A 24,375-nucleotide genomic window follows, 5' to 3' on the forward strand; every position below is an offset into this window, starting at 1 on the left:
CGGCGCGTATGTCCCGCAGTCCTCAGGAGCTGCAGAGCGGCGCGACGATCCCGTCGTCGGCGAGGCGTTCGGCATCGCCCTCGGTGACCCATTCCCCGTCCGGCGTGAGCCAGGCCGACGGGTCGTCCGCGGGCGGCGCGAGATCCATCCCCGACCACGTGGTCCTGGAGAAGGCCGTGCCGTCCTCACCGCGCACCACCACGGTGACCGGACCCTGCTCCCCGCTCGTCGGGGTGGCAGCGTCCCCGCTGAAGCCAGGTGGCGGCTGCCCCACCACCACGGTCTCCACCGTCCCGGTGCCCGCGTCGGCGACCATCCCCCACTCCTGCGCGTCCGTGCTTGCGTCCTCGCCCACGGTGACGTCCACGCCGGCCACACCAGCGCATTCACGCCCGGCCCAGAACTCGAGCCGGCCGTCGACCTGGCGCAGACCGACGAGGGATCCCTCGGGATCCTCGGGCGCGCTCCAGCATCCCGCCAGAGCTACCAGGAAGAGCGGAGCCACGGTCGCCCGGGGCATCAGTCGACGCACTGGAAGTATCCCCCGTCCTCGAAACCGGCCTCTTCCTCCATCGGGTGACCGCACGGGTCCAGGGGGTTGTGCCACAGGTAGCGTGCGGTGAAGCCCGAGTAGCCGTACCGTGCCCACTGCTGGGCGTGCACCTCCTCGTGGCGCAGCACCCGCCACAACGGATGGATCGAGTCGGGCGGGTCCTTGGTGTCGTTCTCGACCATGTCCCTCAGCCGTGCCGCCGGGTCGCTCGACTCGTCGTTGACCATGAAGATCTCGCCCCACATGGTCCCACCCTCGTAGGCGAACAGATCCGTCGTGCTGGGCATGAGCCGGTCCTCTCCCACCGCCATGAAGATGCCGTGGGGTGTCGCTGCCAGGGCCGCGCCGTCGTCGAGGACGAGATCGATGTCACCATCGCCGAACCAGGTGTCGAAGGTCCAGGAGTTGGCGTCCCGCCGCCAGGCGTTGCTCGAGGGCTCCCCGCCCGCGAGGAGCTCGGTCAGCTCGGCGATCCGTCGAGCGTCCTCACCGTGCTCCGCGGTGATGAGGAAGTAGGCGCGACCGTCCGGGTCGCGCATGACCTCGAGCTCCTCGAGGAGATCGAAGGTCCGGTCGTCGACACCCTCCTGCTGCGTCAGCGCGACCGGATCACCGCCCTGGGCCTGGACGTGCTGGAGCCACTCGCGCAGGTAGGCGGCAGGTGGGTCGGCGAGGACGCCCTCGTCCACCAGCTCGTGGTATCCCTCGATCACCGCCCGGGCGTCCGCGGTGGGGACGGCGATATCGGCGTGCAGCCCCTGGGTGGCGGACAGGAAGTCGGCGAGCGCGACGGCGTCCTCGCCGTCCCCGGTCATGATCACCTCGGCGAGAGCTCGGCATACCCGTCGGGCAGCTCCTCCGCCCGGGCAGCGGTCTGCAGGGCGAGCCGCAGCCCGCTCATGACGCCCCCGTGCGTGCGGGCGTAGTCGAGGTCGGCCTGCCCGGTCCGCTGCACCTCCATGTCCACGGACTCCAGGTATGCGGCCAGCTCTTCCGGGGACAGGGCGTCGAGCAGCGCCGAGGCGAAGTAGGGGTCGCTCGCATGCTCGCCGAGCTGGTCGGCCAGCCGCTGCGTGTGCGGGCCGTCGGCGATCTGGTCGGCGAGCTCCTGCGCGAGCTCCTCGGCCTCCTCGGGTGTGAGCCCGGACAGCTGCGACTCATCGATCTGCACGCTGGCCTGGATCCCCGGCGTCGAGGCCTCGACCTCCTCCGCCAGCGCCAGCCTGCGGCGCAGCATGGGCACCTGCGAGGTCAGCCAGTCCCCGGCCGTCCGCACCGGAGCGGCGTCCCCAGAGCCGAGGTCCGCCTGGTCCAGCAACCCGGAGAGCTCCCGGTGTGTGCTCTCGCCCTCGTCGCCGACGGCCCGCACGTCCTCGATGAGCCGCCGCATCGCCGCCAGGTGGATCTGGGTGAGGGGCACGACTACCTCGGCTCCCCCGCCGGGATCCGGGCCGGCGTGGTCGACCACTCGGCCCGGAGGGCCGTGGTGGTGGCCTCCGCGCCACGGAGCAGATCTCGTCGGGCCTCCTGCAGCCCCTCCTCGAACGGCCGCGCGGCGGATGACACCCAGGCGCCGGCGGCCAGGGCGTCCCGGGCCGGCCTCAGCACGTCGTCGAGCTCCTGCTCGATCGTCTCCGCGCGCTCCACCAGGCGGCGCAGCTCGGCCTTGCGCGGGTTGGCCACGTCCTCCGGCATCGGTCGACCCCCTCGTCGTCGTTCTCCCCCAATATAACCCCGGCGTCAGACCGAGGCGGCGAGCTGGCCGCAGGCGCCGTCGATGTCCGAGCCGCGGGTGTCCCGCACCGTCGTGGGGATGCCGTGGGCCAGCAGACGCTCGACGAACTGCTGCTCGACCCCCCGGCGCGAGGCGGTCCACCTGCTCCCGGGCGTCGGGTTGAGCGGGATGGGGTTGACATGCACCCAACCACGGCCGCGGGCGTGAGCTTGTCCCCGAGCAGGTCGGCGCGCCAGGCTTGGTCGTTGATGTCCCGGATGAGGGCGTACTCGATCGAGACGCGTCGCCCGGTCGCCTCGAAGTAGCGTCGGGCGGCGTCCAGCGCCTCGTCCACCTTCCACCGGGTGTTGATCGGGACCAGCTCGTCGCGGAGCTCGTCGTCCGGCGCGTGCAGGGACAGCGCGAGGGTCATGGGTATGCCCTCTCCCGCCAGCCGGTCGATCCCGGGCACCAGCCCGACGGTGGACATGGTGATCCCGCGCGCCGACATACCCAGCCCCTCCGGAGCCGCCTCGACGAGCCGGTGGACGGCACCGAGCGAGGCCTTGTAGTTGGCCAGCGCCTCGCCCATCCCCATGAAGACGACGTTGGACACCCGCAGCGCCTCCTGGACGTCACCGCCACCCTCGTCGCTCTCCTCCGCGCCTCCACGGAGGTCCCCGTGCCGCAGCGCGCGGGCGGCGGCGACGACCTGCTCGACGATCTCCGCGGTGGACAGGTTGCGCGTCAGACCTGCCTGACCGGTCGCGCAGAACGGGCAGTTCATGCCGCACCCGGCCTGGCTGGAGATGCACATCGTCACCCGACCCGGGTAGCGCATGAGCACCGACTCCACCATCGCCCCGTCGTGCAGGCGGTGGACCTGCTTGAGCGTCGCCCCGTCGTCGGCGGACAGCGTGCGGACCGGCGTGAGCAGGCGCGGGAGCAGCCCGTCGACGAGCTCGCCGCGCCCGGCCTTCGGCAGGTCGGTCATCTGCTCGGCGTCGGTGACGAGCCGCTCGAAGTAGTGGCGGCTGACCTGGTCGGCGCGGAAGGCGGGGATGCCCAGCTCGCGCGCCCAGTCCTTGCGCCCGGCCAGGTCGTGGTCGGCGAGGTGGGTGGGCGCCTTGCCGCGCCGGGGCGCGCGGAAGGTCAGCTGGCCCGGGGCAGGGCGGTCGGTGGAGGGGGTGGGCAGCTCGGTGGTCATGGCGCCCCCAGTGTCTCAGGTCGGGCCCCGACCTGCCGCATCCCTCAGACGAAGAGCCGCAGCAGCGCCCAGCAGACGGGCGCCGTGACGACGAGCGAGTCCAGCCGGTCCATGACGCCGCCGTGGCCCGGCAGGATGCTGCCCATGTCCTTGATGCCGAGGTCGCGCTTGATCGCCGACTCGGCCAGGTCACCCACGGTGGCGAAGGCTGCGGCGACAGCGCCGACGACGGCACCCGCCCACCAGGGTCCGTCGAGGATCAACGTCACGCAGGCCACACCCACCAGGGCGCTGGTGCCGACCGACCCCGCGAAGCCCTCCCACGACTTCTTCGGCGACAGCGAGGGTGCCATCGGCGTCCGCCCCCGCAGGACGCCCACGGCATACCCTCCGGTGTCCGAGGCCACCGTGACCAGCATGAAGGTGATGATGCGGCCCACCCCGTCCGGCTGGGCGAGCATCAGCGAGGTGATCCCGGCGAGCAGCGGCACGTAGGCCACGATGAAGACCCCGCCGGCGACGTCCCGCGCCGCGTCCTCCGGGTCGCCGACGCTGCGCCAGGCCAGCACGAGGGCAGCTGCGGTCGCGAAGCCGACCGCGAGCGCGTCGGCTCCGCCGTAGTAGGCGAGCGGGACCAGCCCGACCGAGGCGAGCACCGGCGGCAGCGGCGGGGACACCCGGCCGCTGCGCAGCGCCCCGACGAGCTCCCACACGCCGACGACCGCGGCGGCGGTGACGAGGTAGACGAAGGCCGGCTTCCAGAAGACCAGGCTGGCGATGATGAGGCCGCCCAGGAAGACCCCCACGCCGATGGCGGCGGGCAGGTTGCGCCCGGCCCGTGGGGTGCGGCCGGGCTCCGCGGCCCGCGCGGCGCGTTGCGCGGCGCGCGCCTCCCGACGGGTCGCCGGCGCCTCCCCGGTCTGGGCCGGGGCGCCGGAGGTGGGCTCCGTCATGAGGGTGGGTGGTCGCCGGGGCTCGGGCTGCTCAGACCTCGAGCAGCTCGGCCTCCTTGTGCTTGAGGATGTCGTCGACGACGTCCACGTGCCGCTTGGTCAGCGACTCCAGGTCCTTCTCCCCCCGGGTGCCTTCGTCCTCGCCGATCTCGCCGTCCTTGACGGCCTTGTCGATCTGGTCCTTGGCGTGGCGCCGCACGTGGCGGACCGACACCTTGGCCTCCTCGCCCTTGGTGTGCGCCAGCTTGATGTACTCCCGGCGACGCTCCTCGGTGAGCTGCGGCATGACGATGCGGATGGCGTTGCGTCGTTGCTCGGGTTGGCGCCGAGGTCGGCCTCGCGCAGCGCCTTCTCGATGTCCTTCATCGCGCCCCTGTCGTAGGGGGTGATGAGCACGGTGCGGGCGTCCTGGATGCTGAAGCTGGCCAGCTGCTGCAGCGGCGTCGGCGCGCCGTAGTAGTCCACCTCGAGCTTGCTGAACATGCCGGGGTGGGCCCGGCCGGTGCGGATGGACGCCATGTCCTCGCGCGCCACGTCCAGCGCCTTGTCCATCTTCTCCTCGGCCTCCAGGAGGGCCATCTCGACGACCTCGGACATGATGTCGTGCTCCTTATCGCGTGTGCCGCCCGTGCGGCTGGTCGGTGTGCGGCTGGTCGGTGTGCGGCGGCGGGTCAGCCCGCCGTGACGAGTGTGCCGATCCTCTCACCCTTGATGGCGCGGGTGATGGAGTCCTCGCCGTCCATGCCGAAGACGAGCATCGGCAGCGCGTTGTCCATGCACAGGCTGAAGGCGGCGGCGTCCACCACCCGCAGGTTGCCGGTGAGCGCCTCGGAGAAGGTGAGCCGGTCCAGCTTGCGGGCGTCGGCGTCGGTGCGCGGGTCGGCGGTGTAGACCCCGTCGACGCCGTGCTTGCTCATGAGCACCTGGTCGCACTTGATCTCCAGCGCCCGCTGCGCCGACACGGTGTCGGTGGAGAAGTAGGGCATACCGGCGCCGGCGCCGAAGATCACGACGCGGCCCTTCTCCAGGTGGCGCATGGCGCGGCGCGGGATGTAGGGCTCGGCGACCTGGCCCATGGTGATCGCGGTCTGCACCCGGGTGTCGACGCCCTCCTTCTCCAGGAAGTCCTGCAGCGCCAGGCAGTTCATGACGGTGCCGAGCATCCCCATGTAGTCCGCCCGCGCGCGCTCCATCCCCCGCTGCTGCAGCTCGGCCCCGCGGAAGAAGTTGCCGCCGCCGATGACGACCGCGATCTGCGCCCCGGAGCGGTGGGCGTCGGCGATCTGGTGCGCGATCCCCTTGACCACGTCCGGGTCCACGCCGACGTTGCCGCCCCCGAAGGCCTCCCCCGACAGCTTGAGCAGGACCCGCCTCGGGGAGTCGTCGGACTCGGGCGCGGCGGCGGTCTCGTGCTCGGGCACCGTCGTGGTCATGCGGATCCTCCTGAGGTCGTGCCGGGCGGTCGCTCGATCCTGCCACACCACCCCAGGAGCGGCGATCCGCACCGTCCCGGCCCCGGCTCCCGGCACACTGTCGGTGTGCGCAGCCCCTCCCCGGCCGTGCTCGAGTCGTTCGGGCTGCGGGGCGAGAACCGCCCGGTCCGCGGCGGGCAGGGGACGTGCTGGGAGGCCGCCACGAGCCGACCCGTCCCTGGACATCCCGACCGACGATGTCGCGCGCGGGCTGCTCTTCCGGGTGCTGGTGCTGGGCCTGCTGCACGACGACGGCGAGCGCGAGGCCCTGGTGGACCAGGCCCACCGGCATACCCGGGCGGCGGACGTGCTCGGGCTCTGACCGGCTCCCCGGACGACCGGAAGGCCGGGCCCCGACGGGGACCCGGCCTTCCGGCGACCGCTCAGGCTGGCGTCAGACGCCGACCTTGAAGCGGGCGAAGCCGGTCACCTGCGCCCCGGCCTCGTCGGCCACCTTGGCGACCGTCTTCTTGTTGTCCTTGGCGAACGGCTGGTCGAGCAGCACGTTCTCCTTGAAGTAGCCGTTGACGCGACCCTCGATGATCTTGGGCAGCGCCTGCTCCGGCTTGCCCTCCTCACGGGCGGTCTCCTCGGCGATGCGCCGCTCGCTCGCGACGGTCTCGGCGTCGATCTCGTCGCGGGTGAGCACCGAGGGGGAGAAGGCCGCGACGTGCATCGCGATGTCGCGGGCGACCTGCTCGTCCCCACCGGTGGTGGCGACGAGGACGCCGATCTGCGGGGGCAGGTCCGGCATCGTCTTGTGCAGGTAGGACACGACCTGGTCGCCCTCGACGCGGGCGACGCGGCGCACCTCGATCTTCTCGCCGATGGTGGCGTTGGCGTCGTCGAGGACCTCCTTGACGGTCTTGCCGTCCAGCTCCGAAGCCAGCAGGGCGTCGGCGTCGGCGGCCCCGACCGCGACGGCCTGGGCCAGGACGCGGTCGGCCAGCTCGCCGAAGTTCGGGCCCTTGGCGACGAAGTCGGTCTCGCAGTTGACCTCGACCAGGGTGCCGACGCCACCGTCGACCTGGGCGCGCACCAGACCGTTGGTGGCCGAGCGGCCCTCACGCTTGGTGACGCCCTTGAGCCCCTTGACCCGCAGCAGGTCGGTGGCCTTCGCGGTGTCGCCGTCGGCCTCGTCGAGCGCCTTCTTGACGTCCATCATCCCGGCGCCGGTGGACTCGCGCAGCGCCTTGATGTCAGCGGCGGTGTAGTTCGCCATGAGTGCTTCTGTGCTCCTTCGTCGAACGGTGCGTCAGGACTGGGTGGTCTGGGCGTCGGCCTCGACCGGCTGGGCCTCGTCGGCCTGCGTGTCGACCTGCGCCTCGTCGGCCTGCTCGGCCTGCTCGGTCGCGGCCGGCGTCGCCTCGGCGTCCTCCGTCGCGGCGGCCTGCGCCTCCGCGGCGGGGGCGGTCTCGGCGGGGGTCTGCTCGGAGGTCTCCTCCGCGCCGGCGAGCAGCTCGCGCTCCCACTCGGCCATCGGCTCGTTCTCGGCGCCCTCGCTCTCGGCGCCGGACTCGCTGCCACCGCCGGAGCGGGCGATGAGGCCGTCGGCGACGGCGTCGGCGACCACGCGGGTCAGCAGCGTGACCGAGCGGATGGCGTCGTCGTTGCCCGGGATCTTGTAGTCGACCTCGTCCGGGTCGCAGTTGGTGTCGAGGATCGCGATGACCGGGAGGCCGAGCTTGCGGGCCTCGGTGACCGCGAGGTGCTCCTTCTTGGTGTCGACGACCCACACGGCCGAGGGCACCTTCTGCATGTCGCGGATGCCGCCGAGGGTCTTCGCGAGCTTCTCGTACTCGCGGCTCATCATGAGGAGCTCCTTCTTCGTGCGGCCGCTGCCGGCCACGTCGTCGAAGTCGATCTCCTCGAGCTCCTTCATGCGGGTGAGGCGCTTGGAGACGGTCTGGAAGTTGGTGAGCATGCCGCCCAGCCAGCGGTGGTTGACGTAGGGCATCCCCACGCGGGTCGCCTGCTCGGCGATGGACTCCTGCGCCTGCTTCTTGGTGCCGACGAACAGGATCGACCCACCGTGCGCGACGGTCTGCTTGACGAAGTCGTAGGCCTCGTTGAGGTAGGTCAGCGACTGCTGCAGGTCGATGATGTAGATGCCGTTGCGCTCGGTCATGATGAAGCGCTTCATCTTGGGGTTCCAGCGACGGGTCTGGTGCCCGAAGTGGACGCCGCTCTCCAGGAGCTGGCGCATGGTGACGACGGCCATGCCGTGGTCTCGCTTTCTTCTCGGTTGCAGTTGTGTCCTGGCCCGGGGACGCTCCCCACCCGCCGGCTCGCTGGTGCGAGATCCGTCGGGACCGCGGGGTGCGCCACCGGCCGCTGGCCGGCATACCTCGCAGGTATGCGGTGCGGACCGGTCGCGCCCGGGCGCGAATTCGCGCGTCGGACCTGCCCGAGGGCAGGACGAGACGCACGTGCCTCCCATCCTACGGGACCGAGAGCCCCTGCCCCGAATCGCTACGGTGTCGGCATGAGCGATCCCCTCGTGCAGCGGCTGCGACCCTTCGGCACCAGCGTCTTCGCGGAGATGACCCAGCGGGCGCTGGAGTTCGACGCGGTCAACCTCGGGCAGGGCTTCCCGGACACCGACGGACCGTCGCAGATGCGGGAGATCGCGGCGCAGGGGCTGCGCGACGGGCTCAACCAGTACGCCCCCGCCCGCGGGCTGCCGGACCTGCGCCAGGCGGTGGCCGAGCACCAGGACCACTGGTACGGCATACCGCTGGACCCGGCCACCCAGGTGCTGGTGACGGTCGGCGCCACCGAGGCCATCGCCGCCTCCCTCATCGCGCTCGTCGAACCGGGCGAGGAGGTGCTGCTCGTCGAGCCGTCCTACGACTCCTACGGCGCCGCGGTCGCCATGGCCGGCGGCGTCCGGCGGACCGTGCAGCTGAGCTTCCCGGATCTGGAGCTGCACCTCGACGCGATGCGCGCCGCCGTCACCGGGCGCACCCGGGCGCTCGTGCTCAACACGCCGCACAACCCCACGGGCAAGGTCTTCAGCCGGGAGGAGCTGGAGGGGATCGCGGCGATCGCGCAGGAGCACGACCTGCTGGTCGTCGCGGACGAGGTCTACGAGCACCTGGTCTTCGACGGGCGGCGGCACACCCCGATCGCCACCCTCCCCGGCATGTTCGAGCGCACGCTCACCATCTCCTCGGTCGGCAAGACGTTCTCGCTGACCGGGTGGAAGACCGGCTGGGTCAGCGGACCGGCCCACCTCGTCGACGCGGTGGCGGCGGTCAAGCAGTTCCTGACCTTCGTCGGGGTGACGCACGTGCAGCCCGCCGTCGCGCACGGGCTCCGGATGCCCGACGACTTCTTCACCGGCTTCGCGGCGCAGCTGCAGGCCAAGCGGGACCTGCTCGCCGCCGCGCTCGCCGAGGTCGACGTGCCGGTCAGCCCGTGCGGCGGGAGCTACTTCGTCATCGCCGACCTGGCCGGTCACGGGGTGGACGACGCGGTCGACTTCTGCCGGCGTATGCCCGAGGAGCTCGGGCTGGTCGGCGTCCCGGTCTCGGTCTTCTGCGACGACCCCGGCCCGGTGCGGAGCCTGGTCCGTTTCGCCTTCTGCAAGCAGGACGAGGTGCTGCGCGAGGCGGCGCGCCGTCTGCGGGGTCTGGGACGGGCCTGACACCCTCACCGGTATGACCTCTCTCGCCACCTCCTCGTCAGGTGCGGCCCGGCGCCCGGCGCCGGTGGCGCGGGTGCGGTCGCGGCTCGGGGACTGGCTGGTGATCGGGGTCTGGATCGGTGTGCTCACGGCCGTCGGGGCGTTCCTCGTCCCCCGTCTGGACCTGCCCGGGGCATCGGCGACGTCCGTGCGAGGGCTGCTCGTCGCCGATCTGATCTTCACCCTGATCACCGTCCTGCCGTGGTGGCTCTACCTCTCGATCACCGAGCCTCGCGCCGGCGCGCCACGCTCGGCAAGCGGTGGGCGGGCCTCGTCGTGGTCGGGCCGACACCCGGGAGCGCCGGGAGAGCCGTGTGGGGACGCAACCTGGTCAAGGCGTCGCCCTGGCAGCTGGCCCACCTGGGCGTCAGCCGAATGCTCTTCGAGCTGCAGACGGGGTGGGCCGTGGTCTTCCTGGTCCTCTCCCTCGCGTTGCTGGCAGCCTGCGCGGTCCCGGCGCTGACGGGTGGGCAGGGCGTCCATGACCGGGTCGCCGGCACGCGGGTGGAGCGGGCGACGTGAACGGCCCGCTGGGTGCGGCCGCGCAGCTGCAGGCCTTCGAGCAGCACCTGCGGGTGGAGAAGGGTCGGTCGGTGCACACGGTGCGCGCCTACCTCGGCGACCTCGACGCGCTGGACGTCTTCCTCGCCGACCGCGGGGTGCGGTCGAGCGCCGAGGTCCGCCTGCCGGACCTGCGGGCCTGGCTCGGCAGCATCGGGGCGGCCGGGGCCTCCCGCTCGACGGTCTCCCGGCGCGCGGCGGCGGCGAAGACGTTCTTCCGGTGGGCTCAGCAGACCGGCAGGATCACCGCCGACCCATCGCTGCGCCTCGCCGCGCCGGGGAAGGAGAAGCACCTGCCGGGCGTCCTGCGCGCCCCGCAGGCGGGCGAGCTCCTGGACCTGGCGGCCGTGGCCGCGGACGACGACGATCCGGTCCACCTGCGCAACCGCGCGATGCTCGAGCTGCTCTACGCCTCTGGGATGCGGGTCGGGGAGCTCACCGGCCTGGACGTGGACGACGTGGACCTCGAGGCCGGCACGGCGAGGGTGCTCGGCAAGGGCGACAAGGAGCGGGTCGTGCCCTTCGGCACCCCGGCGACCGAGGCGCTCACCCTCTGGCTGGCGGGAGGCCGCCCGCGGCTGGCGACCGCCGAGTCCGGTGCCGCGCTCTTCCTGGGGCGTCGCGGCCGGCGGGTGGACCAACGGCAGGTGCGCTCCACGCTGCAGGCGCTGCTGGCGCACCTCCCGGACACCCCGCAGATGGGGCCGCACGGGCTGCGGCACAGCGCCGCCACCCACCTGCTCGAGGGCGGCGCGGACCTGCGCACCGTCCAGGAGCTGCTGGGCCACGCCAGCCTGGCCACGACGCAGATCTACACGCACGTGTCGGTGGACCGGCTGCGCGCGGCCTACCAGCAGGCGCACCCCCGGGCCTGAGGCATCCCGCAGCCGCCACCCAGACGCCGGCCCAGCGGCAGGTCGCGCCCCGCGGTCACCGGGTGAGCAACGACCAGAGCGCCACCAGGACCAGGACGCCGATCGCGATCCCGATCACCAGCGGCAGGACGATGAGCAGTGCCGCGAGCAGGAGGTAGACCGGACCCGACCGCGTCGAGGTGCGTCCCTCGGCGAGGGACGCCTGCAGCAGCCGGTAGTTCTTCCGGTTGGCGCGGTGCGCGACGTCCGCGGCGTCACCCACGACGGGGACCAGCCCGAGAGCTGCGTCCAGCAGCATGTTCCAGGCCATCCGCGCGAGCACGAGGAGCGGGACCCGGCGACGTGCGGCGTCGTACATGATGGCCGCCGACATCCCGGAGCCGAGGATGTCCCCGGCCCCCGGCAGCAGCCCCAGCACCGCGTCCAGGCCGAGGCCGATGCGGGTGCCCGGGATCGTCACCAGGTCGTCCATCACCCTCGCGAGGTGACGGCTCAGACCGGTGTCGGGAGCTGGGGTCCGCCGCGGCTGGGTCACCGGACGAGTGTGCCTCACCCGCGTCGTCGTGCTGCTTGCCTGCCTCACCGGTCGACCGGCAGCAACGTCAGCTCGACCCCCAGCAGCAGCGGGGTGGGATCGACGTAGTCGTCGCGGTTCCGCACCGCCCCGAGGTGCAGGCAGGCCCGGATCACGCAATGACCGCCCTCGTCGAGGTGTCCGACCCGGTCACCACGCGCCACCCGGGCGCCGCGCCCCACGCGATCGGCCACCGGCTGGTAGGTGCTGCGCAGCCCGCTGGGGTGGGTCACGCTCACGACGCCGACACCGGCCACCACCCCGCTGAAGGTGACGACCCCGTCGTCGACGGCAAGCACCGACTCCCCCGCCACACCGGCCAGGTCGATCCCGCGGTGACCGGCGCCCCAGCGCTGCCGCGGCGGGTCGAAGCCGTGCACGATGCCTGGCTCCCCCGCCAGTGGCCACCCCCACAGCGCGGTGCGCTCGCGGTCCTCGGAGGCGGGAGCAGCCGTCCGGACACCGATCACCACGGAGGCCGTCGCCCCGGCTGTGCCCGCCTCGGGCCGCGGGATCGGCACGGTCGTCGTCGAGTGGACCGGGGCCGGCTGGGCGGGGGCCGGCAGGGGCCACACCAGGCCGAGGGCGGCAGCCACCGTCACCGCGAGGACGTGGCGCCACGGTCGGCCGGCCATGCTCACCGCACCCCCGTGGGCCGGCGCTGCCAGCCGTCGAGGAGCTCCTCGGCCAGGCCCTCCCGCTCCAACGAGCGGAGCGCGCCGAGCGTCTCCGGCAGACTCAGGCCGCTGCGCACCATGACCTCGTCGACCCCGCTGGAGGAGCGGGGTCGCAACCACTGCCACACGCGACGCAGCTCCTCCGTGAGGTCGTCGGCGGCCTGCCGGCCACCTCGCTTCACCGGGGCCAGGTCCGCGCCGATGCGCCCGACCAGCTCAGCGACCTCGGCTCCGTCGGTGACCAGCTCTGCCCCCATGCGGATCTCGGCGTGGGCACCCTGAGACATCAGGCTCTCGACCGACCCGGGGACCGCCATGACATGGCGGCCCAGCTCGCGGGCGTGCTTGACCGTGGACCGCGCGCCGGAGCGCAGTCCCGCCTCGACCACCACCGTGCCCTGCGCCAGCCCGGCGATGATCCGGTTGCGGGCCAGGAAGCGCATCCGGGCCGGGGCGCCCCCTGGAGGCGTCTCGCTCACGACCAGGCCGGTGCGCCGGACTCCCTCGATGAGATCGGCGTTGGCACGGGGGTAGGCGACGTCGACACCCCCCGCGAGGACCGCCACCGTGCACCCGTCCGCCGCCAGGGCCGCCCGGTGGGCAGCGGCGTCGATGCCGAAGGCCGCCCCCGAGACGATGGTGAAACCGCGGCCCACCAGGTCCGTGCACAGCCCGGCGGTGACGTGGTCGCCGTAGGCCGTGCTCGCCCGGGCCCCGACCACCGCGACGCTGCGCCGCACCAGCTCGTCCAGGCGCCCCGGACCGGTGACCCACAGGCACCACGGCGGTTGCTCCAGCTCGTCGAGGCAGTGGGGCCACTCCTCGTCCCCCGGCACGAGCACCCTCGCACCGACCAGCCTCGCGACGTGGGCCTCGTCGACGGTGCTGGCCCGCTCGACGCGAGCGGCCAGCCGGTGCAGGTCCGGACCGCCCGGCACCCTGCCGCCCTCCAGCGCGTAGCCCACGACGGCCTCCACCCCGTCTTCGGCGACGACCTGCTGCACCTTCTCGTCGTAGGGCTCGGCGAGCCGCGAGAGCAGCATCCGGGCCCGCCGTTCAGGGTCCTGCACCTGGTTCACGCGACCTTCACCCCAGTCGGGGTGCGCAGGTCGAGCGCCAGCGTCACGTCGTCCAGCCCGGGCCGGGAGGCCCCGCGCAGGTCCGCGAGCGTCCAGGCCACCCGCAGGGCCCGGTCCAGCCCGCGGAGGGTCAGGGCACCGCGGTCCATCGCCAGCTCCAGCGGGCGACGCTCGCGCGCCGCCGGACGCCACGGCTCCTCGCGGAGCAACGCACCCGGGACCTGGCTGTTGAGCCGGTAGGGCAGCTCGTGCCACCGCTCCTGCTGACGCTGCCGTGCCAGAGCCACTCGCGCGGAGACCACGGCCGTCGGCTCGCCCGGTGGCAGCGCGAGGTCCCCTCGGGTCACGGCGCTCACCGCGAGCTTGAGGTCCACCCGGTCCAGCAGCGGCCCCGACAGCCGCCCGAGGTAGCCGTTGCGCCGGAACGGCGGGCACACGCACTGTCCGCCCGCGCTGCCGCACGGACAGGGATTGGCGGCCAGCACCAGCTGGAAGCGCGCGGGCAGACGCACGTGGCGGTCGGCACGGGCGATGACCACCTCGCCGGACTCCAGCGGCTGCCGCAGCCCGTCGAGCACGTCGCGGCGGAACTCCGGGGCCTCGTCCATGAAGAGGACGCCGTGGTGGGCGCGCGAGACCGCCCCCGGGTGCACGGCCCGCGAGCCGCCACCGATGACTGCCGCGGTCGAGGCGGTGTGGTGGGGTGCGACGAAGGGCGGCTCGGACACGAGCCGGTCGTCCACGGTGAGGGCGCCGAGCACGGAGTGGATGGCGGTGACGGCGAGCGCGTCCGGACCCTCCAACGGGGGCAGGAGGCCGGGGAGACGCTCCGCCAGCATCGTCTTGCCCGCCCCCGGCGGGCCGACGAGGAGCAGGTGGTGCCCGCCCGCGGCCGCGATCTCCAAGGCCTGCCGTGCGACGGCCTGGCCCACGACGTCCCCCAGGTCGGGCACGGCCTGCACCGCTCGGGGCGTCGCCTGCGGCATCGTGAGGTCCACCTGGCCGCCCTCGGCCCGCGCCCGGAAGAAGGAGCGGACCTCCCCCAGCGTCCGCACCGGGTGGACCTGGACACCACGCACCAGCGCGGCCTCCCGGGCGGCGTCAGCGGCGACGAGGACGTCTGTGACACCACCGTCGGCCGCCGCGACGACCATCGGCAGCACCCCCGGGACCGGCCGGACGTCGCCGGCGAGGCCGACCTCGCCGATCTGGGCCACCCCGGCGACGGCGCTGGCCGGCACGTGGTCCTCGGCCGCCATCATCGCCACGGCGATCGCCAGGTCCAGCCCGCTGCCGGTCTTGGGCACCCCCGCCGGCGAGAGGTTGATCGTCCAGCGCCGCGGCGGGATCGACATGCCGCAGTTGCGCAGGGCCGGGCGCACCCGGTCCGGGGCCTGCCGGCACGCGTTGTCCGCCAGCCCAGTCATCACCGTCGCCGGCAGGCCGTCGGCCCCCTGTGCCTCCACGGTGACCAGGCGTCCCTCGACTCCGCTCAGGGTGACCGCGTGGGTCCGGGCCAGGCCCATCAGGCCACCGCCCGCAGGTGGGTCAGGACCGGCTCGTCGTCGTGCGGCCGCAGCACGCCCACGACGTCGATGCGGAAGGCGGCGCCCCGCCGGTCGTGAGCCTCCAGCCAGGCCCACGCCAGTGTCCGCAGGCGCCGCGCCTTGTCCGCACCCACCGCCTCCACGGGCTCACCGAAGCGCACCGACCGGCGCGTCTTCACCTCGCAGAAGACCAGGGTGCGCCCGTCCTCGGCGACGACGTCCAGCTCGCCCTCCGGACACCGCCAGTTGCGGTCGACCACCTGCCAGCCGAGCGACTCCAGGTGCGCGCAGGCGAGGTCCTCCCCCCGGTCACCGACCGCCCGGGCCCGCGCCCAGGGCATACCTGCTGCCATGTCCTCCCCCTCTCGGCGGACGCGTCGCGCGCCCGCTTCGGACCAGCAGACGACGCGTCGGCGTCGACCTCAAGAGGCCGGCGCCGATCTGTGGAGAAGGTCAGCGGCCGTCGAGGGGTGTGGACGACCCCCGGCCCTGAGGGAGCATCATGGGCAGTATGCAGACCGACGACGCTCCCGACCTGCCCCTCGTCGCGCACTGGATCGGCGGCGTCGAGACGCCGGGAACCGATCCGCGCACGGCGCCGGTGTACGACCCGGCGCGCGGGACCGAGAGCGCGCGGGTCGCCCTGGCGGGCCCGGCCGAGGTCGAGGCCGCGGTGGCGGCCGCGAGCGCCGCCTTCCCCGGGTGGCGGGACACCTCTCTCGCCCAGCGCCAGGCCGTGCTCTTCCGCTTCCGGGAGCTGCTGCACGAGCGCAAGGACGAGCTGGCGACGATCATCACCGCTGAGCACGGCAAGGTCCTTGCCGACGCGCTCGGGGAGATCCAGCGCGGGCTCGAGGTCGTCGAGCTCGCCACCGGGTTCCCGCACCTCGTCAAGGGCGCGTTCTCGGAGAACGTCTCCACCGGGGTCGACGTCTACTCCCTCAAGCAGCCGCTCGGCGTGGTCGCGGTCATCTCACCGTTCAACTTCCCGGCGATGGTGCCGCTGTGGTTCTTCCCGGTCGCGATCGCCGCCGGCAACGCCGTCGTCCTCAAGCCCAGCGAGAAGGACCCCTCGGCCGCAATGTGGATGGCCCGGCTGTGGCAGGAGGCGGGCCTGCCGGACGGCGTCTTCAGCGTGCTCCACGGCGACCAGGAGGCGGTCGACGGCCTGCTGACCCACCCCGACGTCGCCTCGCTCTCCTTCGTCGGGTCCACCCCCGTCGCGCAGCACGTCTACGAGACCGGTGCCCGGCACGGCAAGCGGGTCCAGGCGCTGGGCGGTGCCAAGAACCACATGCTCGTGCTGCCCGACGCCGACCTGGACCTCGTCGCGGACTCGGCGGTCAACGCCGGCTACGGCTCGGCCGGCGAGCGCTGCATGGCCATCTCCGTCGTGCTGGCGGTGGAGCCGGTCGCCGACGAGCTGATCGAGCGCCTCACCGAGCGCATCGGGCGGCTCCGCGTGGGTGACGGGCGCCGCGATCCCGACATGGGGCCGCTCGTGACACGCGAGCACCGCGACCGTGTCGCCTCCTACATCGACATCGCGGCGACGGACGGCGCCGACGTCGTCGTGGACGGGCGCGAGGTCACTCCGGACGGCGACCCCGGCGGCTTCTGGCTGGGCCCGACGCTGCTCGACCGCGTGCCCACGAGCAGCCGTGCCTACACCGAGGAGATCTTCGGACCGGTCCTGTCCGTGGTGCGGGTGGCGTCCTACGAGGACGGGGTGGAGCTCATCAACTCCGGCACCTTCGGCAACGGCACCGCGATCTTCACCCGTGACGGCGGCGCCGCGCGCCGCTTCCAGCACGAGATCCAGGTCGGCATGATCGGCATCAACGTGCCGATCCCGGTGCCGGTCGCCTACTACTCCTTCGGCGGGTGGAAGTCCTCGCTGTTCGGCGATGCCAAGGCCTACGGGGTCCGGGCCTTCGACTTCTTCACCCGGGAGAAGGCCGTCACGGCCCGCTGGCCGGACCCCGCCACGCACGGCGGCATCGACCTCGGCTTCCCGCGCCACGACTGATTCACCGGGGTCGGGCGACGGCCGCCTCAGCCGTGGTCCGTGAGCCCCTTGACGTCCAGGTCGGACTTGGCCAGCTCCTCGACGTTGACGTCCTTGAAGGTGATGACGCGCGCCTTCTTCACGAAGCGCGCGGGCCGGTAGACGTCCCACACCCAGGCGTCGGTCAGCGTGACCTCGAACCACGTCTCGCCGGCCCCGGCCCGCACCTGCACGTCGACCTCGTTGGCGAGGTAGAACCGGCGCTCGGTCTCCACGACGTGGGTGAACAGCCCGACGACGTCGCGGTACTCGCGGTAGAGCGCCAGCTCGGCCTCGGTCTCGTACTTCTCCAGGTCCTCCGCGCTCACTCCGTCATCCCTTCCTCGCGCCCCACGACCGTACCCGCCGCGGCGATGTTCCAGCTGCGCCGGTGCCACGCGCACGGACCGAGACGGCGCAGCGCCTCCTGGTGCTCCGGCGCGGCATACCCCTTGTTGTGCTCCCAGAGGTAGGCCTCGTGCCCTTCCTCGCGCGCGGCCTGCACCATGAGCCCGTCGCGCTCCACCTTGGCCAGGACGGAGGCGGCGGCGACCGAGGAGCAGCGCAGGTCGGCCTTGATCATCGTGCGGACCGGCGGCGGTGCGGCTCCGTCGACGAGCCCGAGCAGACCCACCCGCTCGGGGTCGGTGAGCCAGTCGTGGTTGCCGTCGAGCAGCACCAGGTCGGGTCGCAGTCCCCCGAGCTGTGCGAGGGCGCGCTCCCCGGCCAGGCGCAGGGCCGCCATGATGCCGATCGCGTCGATCTCCGAGGGCCAGGCATGACCGACCCCGTGCCCGTGCGCCCAGCGGCGGATCCGCGGGACCAGCCCCTCGCGCGCGGCCGGGGTCAGCAGCTTGGAGTCCTTGACCCCCTGCGGGGCGCTGCGGCAGGTCGCACCGATGGCGACGACGCCTACGCTGACCGGCCCGGCCAGGGCCCCGCGCCCCACCTCGTCCATCCCGACCAACAGCTCGTAGCCCTCCCGCTGCAGGGTGCGCTCCACCCGCAGGCTCGGTCGGCGGCTCGCTGGTCGGCGGGTCGTGGTGGTCACGGTGCGTCCGGGACGTCGGCGTAGGTCTCGGGCACGCCGAACCAGACGAAGTGGTCGAAGGGGTAGAGGAGCACGACCGCCTGGCCGACGACGTCGTCGAGCGGGACCGACCCCTGCTCCCCGGTGCCGTCGTCGTTGGCCCGCGAGTCGCGGGAGTTGGAGCGGTGGTCGCCCATGAGCCAGATGTGGTCCTCGGGCACGGTGATCTCGAAGTCGCTCGTGCTCGGCTGGTCCGAGGGGTAGAGGTAGTCCTCCTCCAGCGGCTCCCCGTTGACGCTCAACCTGCCGTCCTCGTCGCAGCAGGCGACGGTGTCCCCCGGCATACCGACGACCCGCTTGATGAGGTGGTTGCCCTGCGAGGAGGGTGCCACGCCGACGAACTCCAGCGCCCGCAGGGTCCCGTTGAGGAGCGGGCCGCGGTCGACCCGCTCGACCGGTGGCAGCCAGCCCCCCGGGTCCTCGAAGACGACGATGTCCCCCCGGTCCACCCCGAGCGAGCCGACCTGGAGCTTGCTGACCATGACCCGGTCGCCGTAGACCAGCGTGTTCTCCATGCTGCCGGAGGGGATCCAGAAGGCCTGCGCCAGGAAGGTCTTGATGAGGAAGGAGATCACGAGGGCGGTCGCGGCGATGGCCGCGATCTCCCGCACCGCGGCGAGGAAGCCGCCCCGCCGCCGGGGCTCCTGCCCCTGCCCCTCCTCGCGCTCCGGGGCGGGCCGGGGCCCGAGGTCGTCGGACCCGCCCTCCGCCCGGGTGTCCCGCGTGGGGTCGCTCACCTGCTGCCGTCCTTGCGTCGTCCTGAAGTCGTCCCGACCCTAACCCGGGAGCCTGGTAACAGACCGATCCCCCGCCGGGGGCCGGCGAGGGATCGGGTGGTTCTGCGGCCCGAGCCGGTGCTCAGTCCTGCTGGGCCGGTGCCTGAGCGGCGGGCGCGCCGCCCTTCATCGCGGGGACGCTGTCGCGGCGCTCGCGGATCTTGGCCGCCTTGCCGCGCAGGTCGCGCAGGTAGTAGAGCTTGGCGCGGCGCACGTCGCCGCGGCTCACGACCTCGATCTTCTCGATGTTCGGGGAGTGCAGCGGGAAGGTCCGCTCCACGCCGACGCCGAAGGACACCTTGCGGACGGTGTAGGTCTCGCCGAGGCCACCGCCGTGACGGCGGATGACGACGCCCTTGAAGACCTGGACACGGGAGCGGTTGCCCTCGATGACCTTCACGTGGACGTCGACGGTGTCGCCGGCGCGGAAGTCGGGGATGTCGCTCCGCAGGCTGGCGGCGTCGAGATCGTCGAGCTTGTGCATGGTTGTCTCCTGCTCGCAGGTGCCACAGGTCACCCGCGGCGATCGGTGCTCGGCGCCGCCGGTGGGCGGCACGGCACGGGTCGTCGTGGTGTCGTCTCCGTCGGGTGCCACCCGCACGCTCCCCCTGTGGCAGGGGCACGGGATGCTCGGCACGGACGCCGGGACGCAAGGATCCAGTCTGCCAGAGGTGCGCCACGGCCTCCAAGTCCGCGCCGGCCCGGTCGACGCAGGTGCGCGGGTATGCCCGTCCGCCACCTACGATCGGGCGGTGCCCCTGCTGACCCTGCTGAGCGACCCCACGGCCCGCGACCTCGGCGACTCGGCGGTCCACGACGTGAGCGGCGACCGGGCCACGTCGTCGCCGCGCTGGCTGCGCCCCGGCGCCGCGGTCGAGGTGGAGCTGGACGGCGACGCCGGTCTGGAGGAGGGCACGTGGGAGCCTGGCAGGCGCGGGGGATCGACGTCGTCGTCCAGTCCCAGGGAGCACGGCGGCGCCGGGTGCTGCTCGCCGACATGGACTCCACGATGATCGAGCAGGAGTGCATCGACGAGCTCGCCGCGCAGGTGGGCGTGGGCGAGCGGGTGGCCGCCATCACCGCGCGAGCCATGAACGGTGAGCTCGACTTCGCCGAGGCGCTGCACGAACGGGTCGGGCTGCTCCAGGGACTGCCCGTCGACGTCGTCCGGACCGTCCTCGACGAGCGCATCACCCTCGCGCCGGGCGGACCCGAGCTGCTCGCCACGACGGCGGCGCACGGAGGGTATGCCGCGCTCGTGTCGGGCGGTTTCACCCACTTCACCGAGGTGGTCGCCGCACGGCTCGGCTTCCACGAGCACCGTGCCAACACGCTCGAGGTGGCCGACGGGCGGTTGACCGGCCGGGTGGTCCCACCGGTGGTCGGCCAGGACGCCAAGGTCGCCGCGCTGCGTGCGATCACGTCCCGCCTCGGGCTGACCCCCGCCGACGCCGTGGCGGTCGGCGACGGGGCCAACGACCTGCCGATGCTGCAGCTCGCGGGGCTGGGCGTCGCTCTGCACGCCAAGCCGGCGGTGGCCGCGCGCGCCCCGGTCCGGGTCAACCACGGCGACCTCACCGCCCTGCTCTACCTGCAGGGCTACTCCGACGACGAGATCGTGCGCCCCTGAGCCTTCTGGACCATGGTTCGTGGGGCCCGTCGCCCAGAAACGCCGGTCCAGAAGATCATCGACCGGCCTGGTAGCGCTCCATGAGGTCCGGGCGGCGCTGCGCGGTGCGGGCCAGTCGCTGCTCGTGCCGCCAGGCCGCGATCTGGCCGTGGTGGCCCGACAGCAGGACGTCGGGCACCTCGTGCCCCCGCCAGCTCGCGGGCTTGGTGTAGACGGGGTACTCCAGCAGCCCCCCGGTGTGCGACTCCTCGGCCAGCGACGCCTCGTTGCCGACCATGCCGGGCAGCAGCCGGGCGATGGCCTCAGTCATCGCCAGGACGGCGACCTCGCCGCCGTTGAGGACGTAGTCGCCGAGGCTGAGCACCGACAGCGGGTAGCGGGAGGCGAACTCGTCGTAGACCCGCTCGTCGATGCCCTCGTAGCGGCCGCAGACGAAGACCAGCCAGTCCTCCTGCTCCGCGAGCCGCTCGGCGGTCGCCTGCGTGAAGACCTCACCGCCGGGGCCCGGGACGACGATCCGCGGCGTCCGCCCGGGGACGGAGGTGCAGATCGCGTCCAGCGCCTCGCCCCACGGCTCGGGCCGCATGACCATGCCGGCGCCACCGCCGTAGGGCGTGTCGTCGACGGTGCGGTGCCGGTCATGGGTCCAGTCGCGCAGGTCGTGCACCTGCACCTCGAGCAGTCCCTCGCGCCGCGCCCGCCCCAGCAGGGACAGCTCGAGCGGCGCGAGGTAGTCCGGGAAGATCGTGACGACGTCGACACGCAGCGGCATACCGCTCACTCCCCCAGCTCGAGCAGACCCGGCGGCGGGTCGACGACGACCCGGCGGGCGTCCTCGTCCACCTCGGGCACCAGCTCGTCGACGAAGGGCACGAGCACCTCGCCGCCGGGGGTGCGGACCTCGAGCAGGTCCTGCACCGGGCGGACGTGCAGCGCGCTCACCTCGCCCAGGGGGCTGCCGTCGGGGAGGACGACGGCGAAACCCAGCAGGTCGTCCTCGCGCCAGCCGTCCTCCTCGCCCTCGGCTGCGTCGTCCTCGTCGTCGGCGACGAGCAGCCGGGTGCCGCGCAGCGCCTCGGCCGCGGTCCGGTCGGTATGCCCCTTGAAGGCGAGCAGGTAGATCCCCTGGTGCTGCCGCATCGAGCGCAGCACCAGCGGCCCGGTCGCGGCCGGCTCGGTGGTGAAGCTCTCCCCCACGACGAACCGCCCCTCGGGGTCGTCGGTGTGCACCTGGACGGTGACCTCGCCCCGCAGGCCGTGCGGCCTGCCGATCCGGGCGGCGACGAAGGCCTCGGTCATGGTGCTCCTGTCGGGTGTGCCGTCCGCCGGGACGGGCTGCGGGTGGGACGCGTGCGGCCCGCCCCGGCGGTGGTGCCGGGACGGGCCGTCAAGCGGGATGCCTCGCGTCAGCGGGTGCGGTCGGTGTCGACGATGTCGACCCGGACCTTGTCCCCGCCGGCGAGCGCGCCGACCACGGTGCGCAGCGCGCTCGCGGTCCGGCCCCGCCGGCCGATGACGCGGCCGAGGTCGTCAGGGTGGACCCGGACCTCGAGGACCTCGCCGTGGCGGGCGTTCTTGGTCCGGACGGCGACGTCACCGTCGTGGTCGACGATGCCCTTGACCAGGTGCTCCAGGGCTTCCTCGAGCACGCTCAGGCCTCGTCGGTCTTCGCGTCGCCCTCGGCGGCCTCGGTGCCGGTGGCGGAGTCCTCGGTGGCACCCTCGCCGGTGCTGGCCGCGGCCGAGCCCTCGGTGTCGGCGGGCGGGGCGGTCTCCTCGGCGGGGGCCTCGGTCGCGGCCGTGGCTGCGGCCGGGGCCTCGGTCTTCTCCGCCTTGTCGGCCTTCGAGCGCTTCTGCGTGGTGGCGCCCGAGGTGTCCTCGCCGTCGGCGGCGGCGAGCGCGGCCTCGTAGAGGGCCTTCTTGTCGGCCTTGGGCTCGCGGGTCCTCAGCGTGCCCTCGGCACCGTCCTCACCCTTGTACTTCTGCCAGTCACCGGTGACCTTGAGCAGCGCGGCGACCTGCTCGGTCGGCTGCGCACCGACGCCGAGCCAGTACTGCGCCCGCTCGGAGTCGATGTCGATGAGCGAGGGCTCCTCGGTCGGGTGGTACTTGCCGATCTCCTCGATCGCCCGGCCGTCGCGCTTGGTGCGCGAGTCCATGACGACGACGCGGTAGTACGGTGCACGGATCTTGCCCATGCGCTTCAGGCGAATCTTGACAGCCACGTGTGCGGTGTCTCCTCAGTCTTGTCTGTGGTGGGCTACCCGGCGTCCGCGTGGGGAAGAACACGCACGGCGCCGCGGTGGCGATGGACACATCCGGGCACGGTGAGAGGGCCGACCGCAGATGGGTACGCCCTCATTGTGCCACATCGGCACGCTCCCCCTGCTCCGGCGCGGCGTCGGTCGCCTCCCCGTCCTCGCCCTCGGGGGCGTGCCCCGCCACGAAGCGCAGCACCTCGGTCTCGTCGACCCCCGGGAAGACGCCCGGCGGCATGACGGCGAGGAGGTGCGAGTGCGCCCGGGCGCTGGGCCAGACCTGCCCGTCCCAGGCACGGGCCAGCGCGGCCGGGGGTCGGGTGCAGCACCGGGGGTCGGGGCACCGGGAGACCCGTCGCTGCGTGGTGTCCCGCCCGCGCATCCAGCGCACCTGGTCGAAGGGCACCCCGAGGCTGATCGAGAAGAGCCCGGCCGAGGTCGGTTCGGCGACCGCGGTGCACCAGTAGGTCCCGCGACCGGTGTCGGTGTACTGGTGGTAGACCGAGCCACGGGGCTGGTCGAAGACGACCCGGGCGGTCCACGACCGGCAGACCCGCGCGCCCTCGATCGCTCCCGAGGCGTCCATCGGGAAGCGCACGCCGTCGTTCTCGTAGGCTTGTAGATGACGCCGTCGGCGCTGGTCCGCATGAAGTGGACCTGGAGGTCGAGGTGCTCGGTCGCGAGGTTGCAGAACCGGTGGGCGGCCGTCTCGTAGGACACGGCGTAGGTGTCGCGCAGGTCCTCCAGCGCGATGTCGCGCTCGGCCTTGGCTCGGCGCAGCAGCGGTACCGCACTGCTCTCGGGCACGAGGGTGGCCGCCGCGAAGTAGTTGATCTCGACCCGCTGGGCGAGGAACTCGGCGTAGTCGCGCGGGGGCTGGTGGTCCAGCACGACGTGGCCGAGGGCCTGCAGCGCCGCGGCCCGCGGGTCGTGCCCGCCGCCCTCGGGCAGGTAGATCCGCCGGTGCGCCAGGTCGGTGACGGTCCGGGTCGAGGCCGGCACGTCCGGGACGGCGACGATCTCGAAGCCGACGTGGCGCGCGATCCGGTTCACCGCCTCGCGGGACAGCGGGCCCTGGGTATGCCCGACCTGCTCGACGAGCGCCGCGGCGGCGGACTCGATGTCGGCGAAGTAGTTGCCGGCCTCGCGCATCCGGGCGCGCAGCTCGGCGTTGGCCAGGCGCGCGAACTCCGGGGTCGCCGCCCGCTGCTGCTGCAGCCCGACGACGCTCTCGTAGAGCCCGACGAGGGCCTCGAGGGCGTCGTCCGGCAGACCGGGGCCCACCCGCACCGGCGGGATCCCCAGGGTCTGGAAGCCCTCGGCCCGTTGCGCCCGCTCCCAGCGCACCTCCAGCGCCGCCCGACGGCTCGGCGGCCCGCCGGTGAGCAACGTCGTGAGATCGACGTCGAGGGCGGTCGCGAGCCGACCGAGCACGGAGGCACGGGCCTCGCGGCGACCGTTCTCGATGAGCGACAGGGCCGAGGTCGACAGCTCGACCCGGGCGGCCACGTCGGCGAGGGTCAGGCCGGCCTCGCGGCGGTGGTGCCGCACCCGGCGGCCGACCGAGACCGGGTCGGCGGCGCCAGAGGACGGACTGTCGGTGCCCTCCAGACGCTCGGAGGGACGGAACGGCAGCACCCGACGGTGGGAGGACGGCATACCTCCACTTTAGCGA

At 73.1% G+C, this 24,375-nt stretch carries 27 protein-coding genes and 3 pseudogenes; 6 read left to right on the forward strand and 24 right to left on the reverse strand.

Annotated features, from left to right (window positions below; all coding sequences use genetic code 11):
• Positions 1 to 22 precede the first annotated feature (22 nt).
• The 10 genes and pseudogenes from BJF86_RS10485 to rpsB all read right to left on the reverse strand — a co-directional run bounded on the left by BJF86_RS10485 (position 23) and on the right by rpsB (position 8,120).
• The gene (locus tag BJF86_RS10485) at positions 23 to 520 is read right to left on the reverse strand and encodes a hypothetical protein (protein ID WP_022926087.1); all 498 of its coding nucleotides are present in this window, start codon (positions 518 to 520) and stop codon (positions 23 to 25) included.
• On the reverse strand, positions 520 to 1,368 hold the full coding sequence (locus BJF86_RS10490; protein WP_075818782.1) for a hypothetical protein: 849 nt from the start codon (positions 1,366 to 1,368) through the stop codon (positions 520 to 522). Before BJF86_RS10490 ends, BJF86_RS10485 begins: the two co-directional genes overlap by 1 nt.
• 2 nt (positions 1,369 to 1,370) lie before the next feature.
• Positions 1,371 to 1,973, reverse strand: coding sequence for a hypothetical protein (locus BJF86_RS10495; RefSeq protein WP_075818784.1), 603 nt, complete (start codon positions 1,971 to 1,973; stop codon positions 1,371 to 1,373).
• A gap of 2 nt (positions 1,974 to 1,975) precedes the next feature.
• Positions 1,976 to 2,248, reverse strand: a complete 273-nt coding sequence (locus BJF86_RS10500; RefSeq protein WP_075815067.1) for a hypothetical protein — start codon at positions 2,246 to 2,248, stop codon at positions 1,976 to 1,978.
• Between the two features lie 45 nt (positions 2,249 to 2,293).
• A pseudogene (gene rlmN / locus BJF86_RS10505) lies at positions 2,294 to 3,474 on the reverse strand (23S rRNA (adenine(2503)-C(2))-methyltransferase RlmN).
• Between the two features lie 44 nt (positions 3,475 to 3,518).
• The gene (locus tag BJF86_RS10510) at positions 3,519 to 4,427 is read right to left on the reverse strand and encodes a phosphatidate cytidylyltransferase (protein WP_075818786.1); all 909 of its coding nucleotides are present in this window, start codon (positions 4,425 to 4,427) and stop codon (positions 3,519 to 3,521) included.
• A gap of 31 nt (positions 4,428 to 4,458) precedes the next feature.
• Positions 4,459 to 5,024: pseudogene (gene frr, locus BJF86_RS10515) on the reverse strand (ribosome recycling factor).
• A gap of 74 nt (positions 5,025 to 5,098) precedes the next feature.
• The gene (gene pyrH / locus BJF86_RS10520; protein ID WP_075818788.1) at positions 5,099 to 5,860 is read right to left on the reverse strand and encodes a UMP kinase; all 762 of its coding nucleotides are present in this window, start codon (positions 5,858 to 5,860) and stop codon (positions 5,099 to 5,101) included.
• Positions 5,861 to 6,293: 433 nt separating this feature from the next.
• Positions 6,294 to 7,121 carry a translation elongation factor Ts gene (gene tsf / locus BJF86_RS10525; RefSeq protein ID WP_075818790.1) on the reverse strand — a complete coding sequence of 276 codons (828 nt, stop codon included), beginning with the start codon at positions 7,119 to 7,121 and terminating at the stop codon, positions 6,294 to 6,296.
• Between the two features lie 33 nt (positions 7,122 to 7,154).
• Positions 7,155 to 8,120, reverse strand: coding sequence for a 30S ribosomal protein S2 (gene rpsB / locus BJF86_RS10530; RefSeq protein ID WP_075818792.1), 966 nt, complete (start codon positions 8,118 to 8,120; stop codon positions 7,155 to 7,157).
• Positions 8,121 to 8,384: 264 nt separating this feature from the next.
• Here rpsB and BJF86_RS10535 point away from each other — a divergent pair, with 264 nt between their 5' ends.
• The 3 genes from BJF86_RS10535 (at position 8,385) to BJF86_RS10545 (ending at position 11,023) form a co-directional block, all read left to right on the forward strand.
• Complete coding sequence (locus BJF86_RS10535) at positions 8,385 to 9,548, forward strand: pyridoxal phosphate-dependent aminotransferase (protein ID WP_075818794.1); 1,164 nt, start codon at positions 8,385 to 8,387, stop codon at positions 9,546 to 9,548.
• A gap of 240 nt (positions 9,549 to 9,788) precedes the next feature.
• Positions 9,789 to 10,109: an RDD family protein gene (locus BJF86_RS10540; protein ID WP_143553801.1), complete on the forward strand. Its 321-nt coding sequence runs from the start codon at positions 9,789 to 9,791 to the stop codon at positions 10,107 to 10,109.
• The gene (locus BJF86_RS10545; RefSeq protein ID WP_075818797.1) at positions 10,106 to 11,023 is read left to right on the forward strand and encodes a tyrosine recombinase XerC; all 918 of its coding nucleotides are present in this window, start codon (positions 10,106 to 10,108) and stop codon (positions 11,021 to 11,023) included. The genes BJF86_RS10540 and BJF86_RS10545 overlap by 4 nt, the downstream gene beginning before the upstream one ends.
• 55 nt (positions 11,024 to 11,078) lie before the next feature.
• Here the strand turns inward: BJF86_RS10545 and BJF86_RS10550 are convergent, their stop codons facing one another.
• Genes BJF86_RS10550 through BJF86_RS10570 form a run of 5 tightly spaced genes read right to left on the reverse strand, consistent with a single transcriptional unit; the run spans position 11,079 to position 15,253 of the window.
• Positions 11,079 to 11,558: a DUF4112 domain-containing protein gene (locus BJF86_RS10550; RefSeq protein WP_237768175.1), complete on the reverse strand. Its 480-nt coding sequence runs from the start codon at positions 11,556 to 11,558 to the stop codon at positions 11,079 to 11,081.
• Between the two features lie 44 nt (positions 11,559 to 11,602).
• Positions 11,603 to 12,232, reverse strand: coding sequence for a M23 family metallopeptidase (locus BJF86_RS10555; RefSeq protein ID WP_083652940.1), 630 nt, complete (start codon positions 12,230 to 12,232; stop codon positions 11,603 to 11,605).
• Positions 12,233 to 12,234: 2 nt separating this feature from the next.
• A complete protein-coding gene (gene dprA / locus BJF86_RS10560; RefSeq protein WP_075818801.1) occupies positions 12,235 to 13,353 on the reverse strand; it encodes a DNA-processing protein DprA in 1,119 nt (372 codons plus the stop codon).
• Positions 13,350 to 14,879, reverse strand: a complete 1,530-nt coding sequence (locus BJF86_RS10565) for a YifB family Mg chelatase-like AAA ATPase (RefSeq protein WP_075818803.1) — start codon at positions 14,877 to 14,879, stop codon at positions 13,350 to 13,352. Before BJF86_RS10565 ends, dprA begins: the two co-directional genes overlap by 4 nt.
• Complete coding sequence (locus BJF86_RS10570) at positions 14,879 to 15,253, reverse strand: YraN family protein (protein ID WP_028131223.1); 375 nt, start codon at positions 15,251 to 15,253, stop codon at positions 14,879 to 14,881. The genes BJF86_RS10565 and BJF86_RS10570 overlap by 1 nt, the downstream gene beginning before the upstream one ends.
• A gap of 158 nt (positions 15,254 to 15,411) precedes the next feature.
• On the opposite strand from BJF86_RS10570, the gene BJF86_RS10575 reads away from it, so the two are divergent.
• Positions 15,412 to 16,929: a CoA-acylating methylmalonate-semialdehyde dehydrogenase gene (locus tag BJF86_RS10575; protein ID WP_075818805.1), complete on the forward strand. Its 1,518-nt coding sequence runs from the start codon at positions 15,412 to 15,414 to the stop codon at positions 16,927 to 16,929.
• Positions 16,930 to 16,955: 26 nt separating this feature from the next.
• Here the strand turns inward: BJF86_RS10575 and BJF86_RS10580 are convergent, their stop codons facing one another.
• From BJF86_RS10580 to rplS, 4 genes are all read right to left on the reverse strand, one after another.
• On the reverse strand, positions 16,956 to 17,276 hold the full coding sequence (locus BJF86_RS10580; protein ID WP_075812478.1) for a DUF2469 domain-containing protein: 321 nt from the start codon (positions 17,274 to 17,276) through the stop codon (positions 16,956 to 16,958).
• Positions 17,273 to 17,998, reverse strand: coding sequence for a ribonuclease HII (locus tag BJF86_RS10585; RefSeq protein ID WP_237740066.1), 726 nt, complete (start codon positions 17,996 to 17,998; stop codon positions 17,273 to 17,275). The genes BJF86_RS10580 and BJF86_RS10585 overlap by 4 nt, the downstream gene beginning before the upstream one ends.
• Positions 17,995 to 18,774: a signal peptidase I gene (gene lepB / locus BJF86_RS10590; RefSeq protein WP_083652943.1), complete on the reverse strand. Its 780-nt coding sequence runs from the start codon at positions 18,772 to 18,774 to the stop codon at positions 17,995 to 17,997. The genes BJF86_RS10585 and lepB overlap by 4 nt, the downstream gene beginning before the upstream one ends.
• Before the next feature lie 121 nt (positions 18,775 to 18,895).
• Positions 18,896 to 19,297 carry a 50S ribosomal protein L19 gene (rplS, locus tag BJF86_RS10595; protein ID WP_028131226.1) on the reverse strand — a complete coding sequence of 134 codons (402 nt, stop codon included), beginning with the start codon at positions 19,295 to 19,297 and terminating at the stop codon, positions 18,896 to 18,898.
• Between the two features lie 268 nt (positions 19,298 to 19,565).
• Here rplS and BJF86_RS18950 point away from each other — a divergent pair, with 268 nt between their 5' ends.
• A complete protein-coding gene (locus tag BJF86_RS18950; RefSeq protein ID WP_237767477.1) occupies positions 19,566 to 19,826 on the forward strand; it encodes a hypothetical protein in 261 nt (86 codons plus the stop codon).
• A complete protein-coding gene (gene serB / locus BJF86_RS10600) occupies positions 19,730 to 20,443 on the forward strand; it encodes a phosphoserine phosphatase SerB (RefSeq protein ID WP_237768176.1) in 714 nt (237 codons plus the stop codon). Before BJF86_RS18950 ends, serB begins: the two co-directional genes overlap by 97 nt.
• A 55-nt stretch (positions 20,444 to 20,498) precedes the next feature.
• Here the strand turns inward: serB and trmD are convergent, their stop codons facing one another.
• The 5 genes and pseudogenes from trmD to BJF86_RS10625 all read right to left on the reverse strand — a co-directional run bounded on the left by trmD (position 20,499) and on the right by BJF86_RS10625 (position 24,359).
• On the reverse strand, positions 20,499 to 21,215 hold the full coding sequence (gene trmD, locus BJF86_RS10605) for a tRNA (guanosine(37)-N1)-methyltransferase TrmD (RefSeq protein WP_075818807.1): 717 nt from the start codon (positions 21,213 to 21,215) through the stop codon (positions 20,499 to 20,501).
• 5 nt (positions 21,216 to 21,220) lie between these two features.
• The gene (rimM, locus tag BJF86_RS10610) at positions 21,221 to 21,742 is read right to left on the reverse strand and encodes a ribosome maturation factor RimM (RefSeq protein WP_075818809.1); all 522 of its coding nucleotides are present in this window, start codon (positions 21,740 to 21,742) and stop codon (positions 21,221 to 21,223) included.
• Positions 21,743 to 21,849: 107 nt separating this feature from the next.
• Positions 21,850 to 22,092, reverse strand: coding sequence for an RNA-binding protein (locus BJF86_RS10615; protein WP_022926112.1), 243 nt, complete (start codon positions 22,090 to 22,092; stop codon positions 21,850 to 21,852).
• A 2-nt stretch (positions 22,093 to 22,094) separates the two neighbouring features.
• Positions 22,095 to 22,667: a 30S ribosomal protein S16 gene (gene rpsP / locus BJF86_RS10620; protein ID WP_075818811.1), complete on the reverse strand. Its 573-nt coding sequence runs from the start codon at positions 22,665 to 22,667 to the stop codon at positions 22,095 to 22,097.
• A gap of 133 nt (positions 22,668 to 22,800) precedes the next feature.
• A pseudogene (locus BJF86_RS10625) lies at positions 22,801 to 24,359 on the reverse strand (helix-turn-helix domain-containing protein).
• Between the last annotated feature and the right edge of the window lie 16 nt (positions 24,360 to 24,375).

The organism is Serinicoccus sp. CNJ-927 (genome assembly GCF_001942435.1).
GTDB classification, from domain to species: domain Bacteria; phylum Actinomycetota; class Actinomycetes; order Actinomycetales; family Dermatophilaceae; genus Ornithinicoccus; species Ornithinicoccus marinus.

Coding starts and splice junctions, on each gene's coding strand:
- BJF86_RS10485 (WP_022926087.1), bottom strand. CDS start 520: ATGCCCCGGGCGACCGTGGCTCCGCTCTTCCTGGTAGCTCTGGCGGGA.
- BJF86_RS10490 (WP_075818782.1), bottom strand. CDS start 1,368: ATGACCGGGGACGGCGAGGACGCCGTCGCGCTCGCCGACTTCCTGTCC.
- BJF86_RS10500 (WP_075815067.1), bottom strand. CDS start 2,248: ATGCCGGAGGACGTGGCCAACCCGCGCAAGGCCGAGCTGCGCCGCCTG.
- BJF86_RS10510 (WP_075818786.1), bottom strand. CDS start 4,427: ATGACGGAGCCCACCTCCGGCGCCCCGGCCCAGACCGGGGAGGCGCCG.
- pyrH (WP_075818788.1), bottom strand. CDS start 5,860: ATGACCACGACGGTGCCCGAGCACGAGACCGCCGCCGCGCCCGAGTCC.
- tsf (WP_075818790.1), bottom strand. CDS start 7,121: ATGGCGAACTACACCGCCGCTGACATCAAGGCGCTGCGCGAGTCCACC.
- rpsB (WP_075818792.1), bottom strand. CDS start 8,120: ATGGCCGTCGTCACCATGCGCCAGCTCCTGGAGAGCGGCGTCCACTTC.
- BJF86_RS10535 (WP_075818794.1), top strand. CDS start 8,385: ATGAGCGATCCCCTCGTGCAGCGGCTGCGACCCTTCGGCACCAGCGTC.
- BJF86_RS10555 (WP_083652940.1), bottom strand. CDS start 12,232: ATGGCCGGCCGACCGTGGCGCCACGTCCTCGCGGTGACGGTGGCTGCC.
- BJF86_RS10565 (WP_075818803.1), bottom strand. CDS start 14,879: ATGGGCCTGGCCCGGACCCACGCGGTCACCCTGAGCGGAGTCGAGGGA.
- BJF86_RS10570 (WP_028131223.1), bottom strand. CDS start 15,253: ATGGCAGCAGGTATGCCCTGGGCGCGGGCCCGGGCGGTCGGTGACCGG.
- BJF86_RS10575 (WP_075818805.1), top strand. CDS start 15,412: ATGCAGACCGACGACGCTCCCGACCTGCCCCTCGTCGCGCACTGGATC.
- rplS (WP_028131226.1), bottom strand. CDS start 19,297: ATGCACAAGCTCGACGATCTCGACGCCGCCAGCCTGCGGAGCGACATC.
- trmD (WP_075818807.1), bottom strand. CDS start 21,215: ATGCCGCTGCGTGTCGACGTCGTCACGATCTTCCCGGACTACCTCGCG.
- rimM (WP_075818809.1), bottom strand. CDS start 21,742: ATGACCGAGGCCTTCGTCGCCGCCCGGATCGGCAGGCCGCACGGCCTG.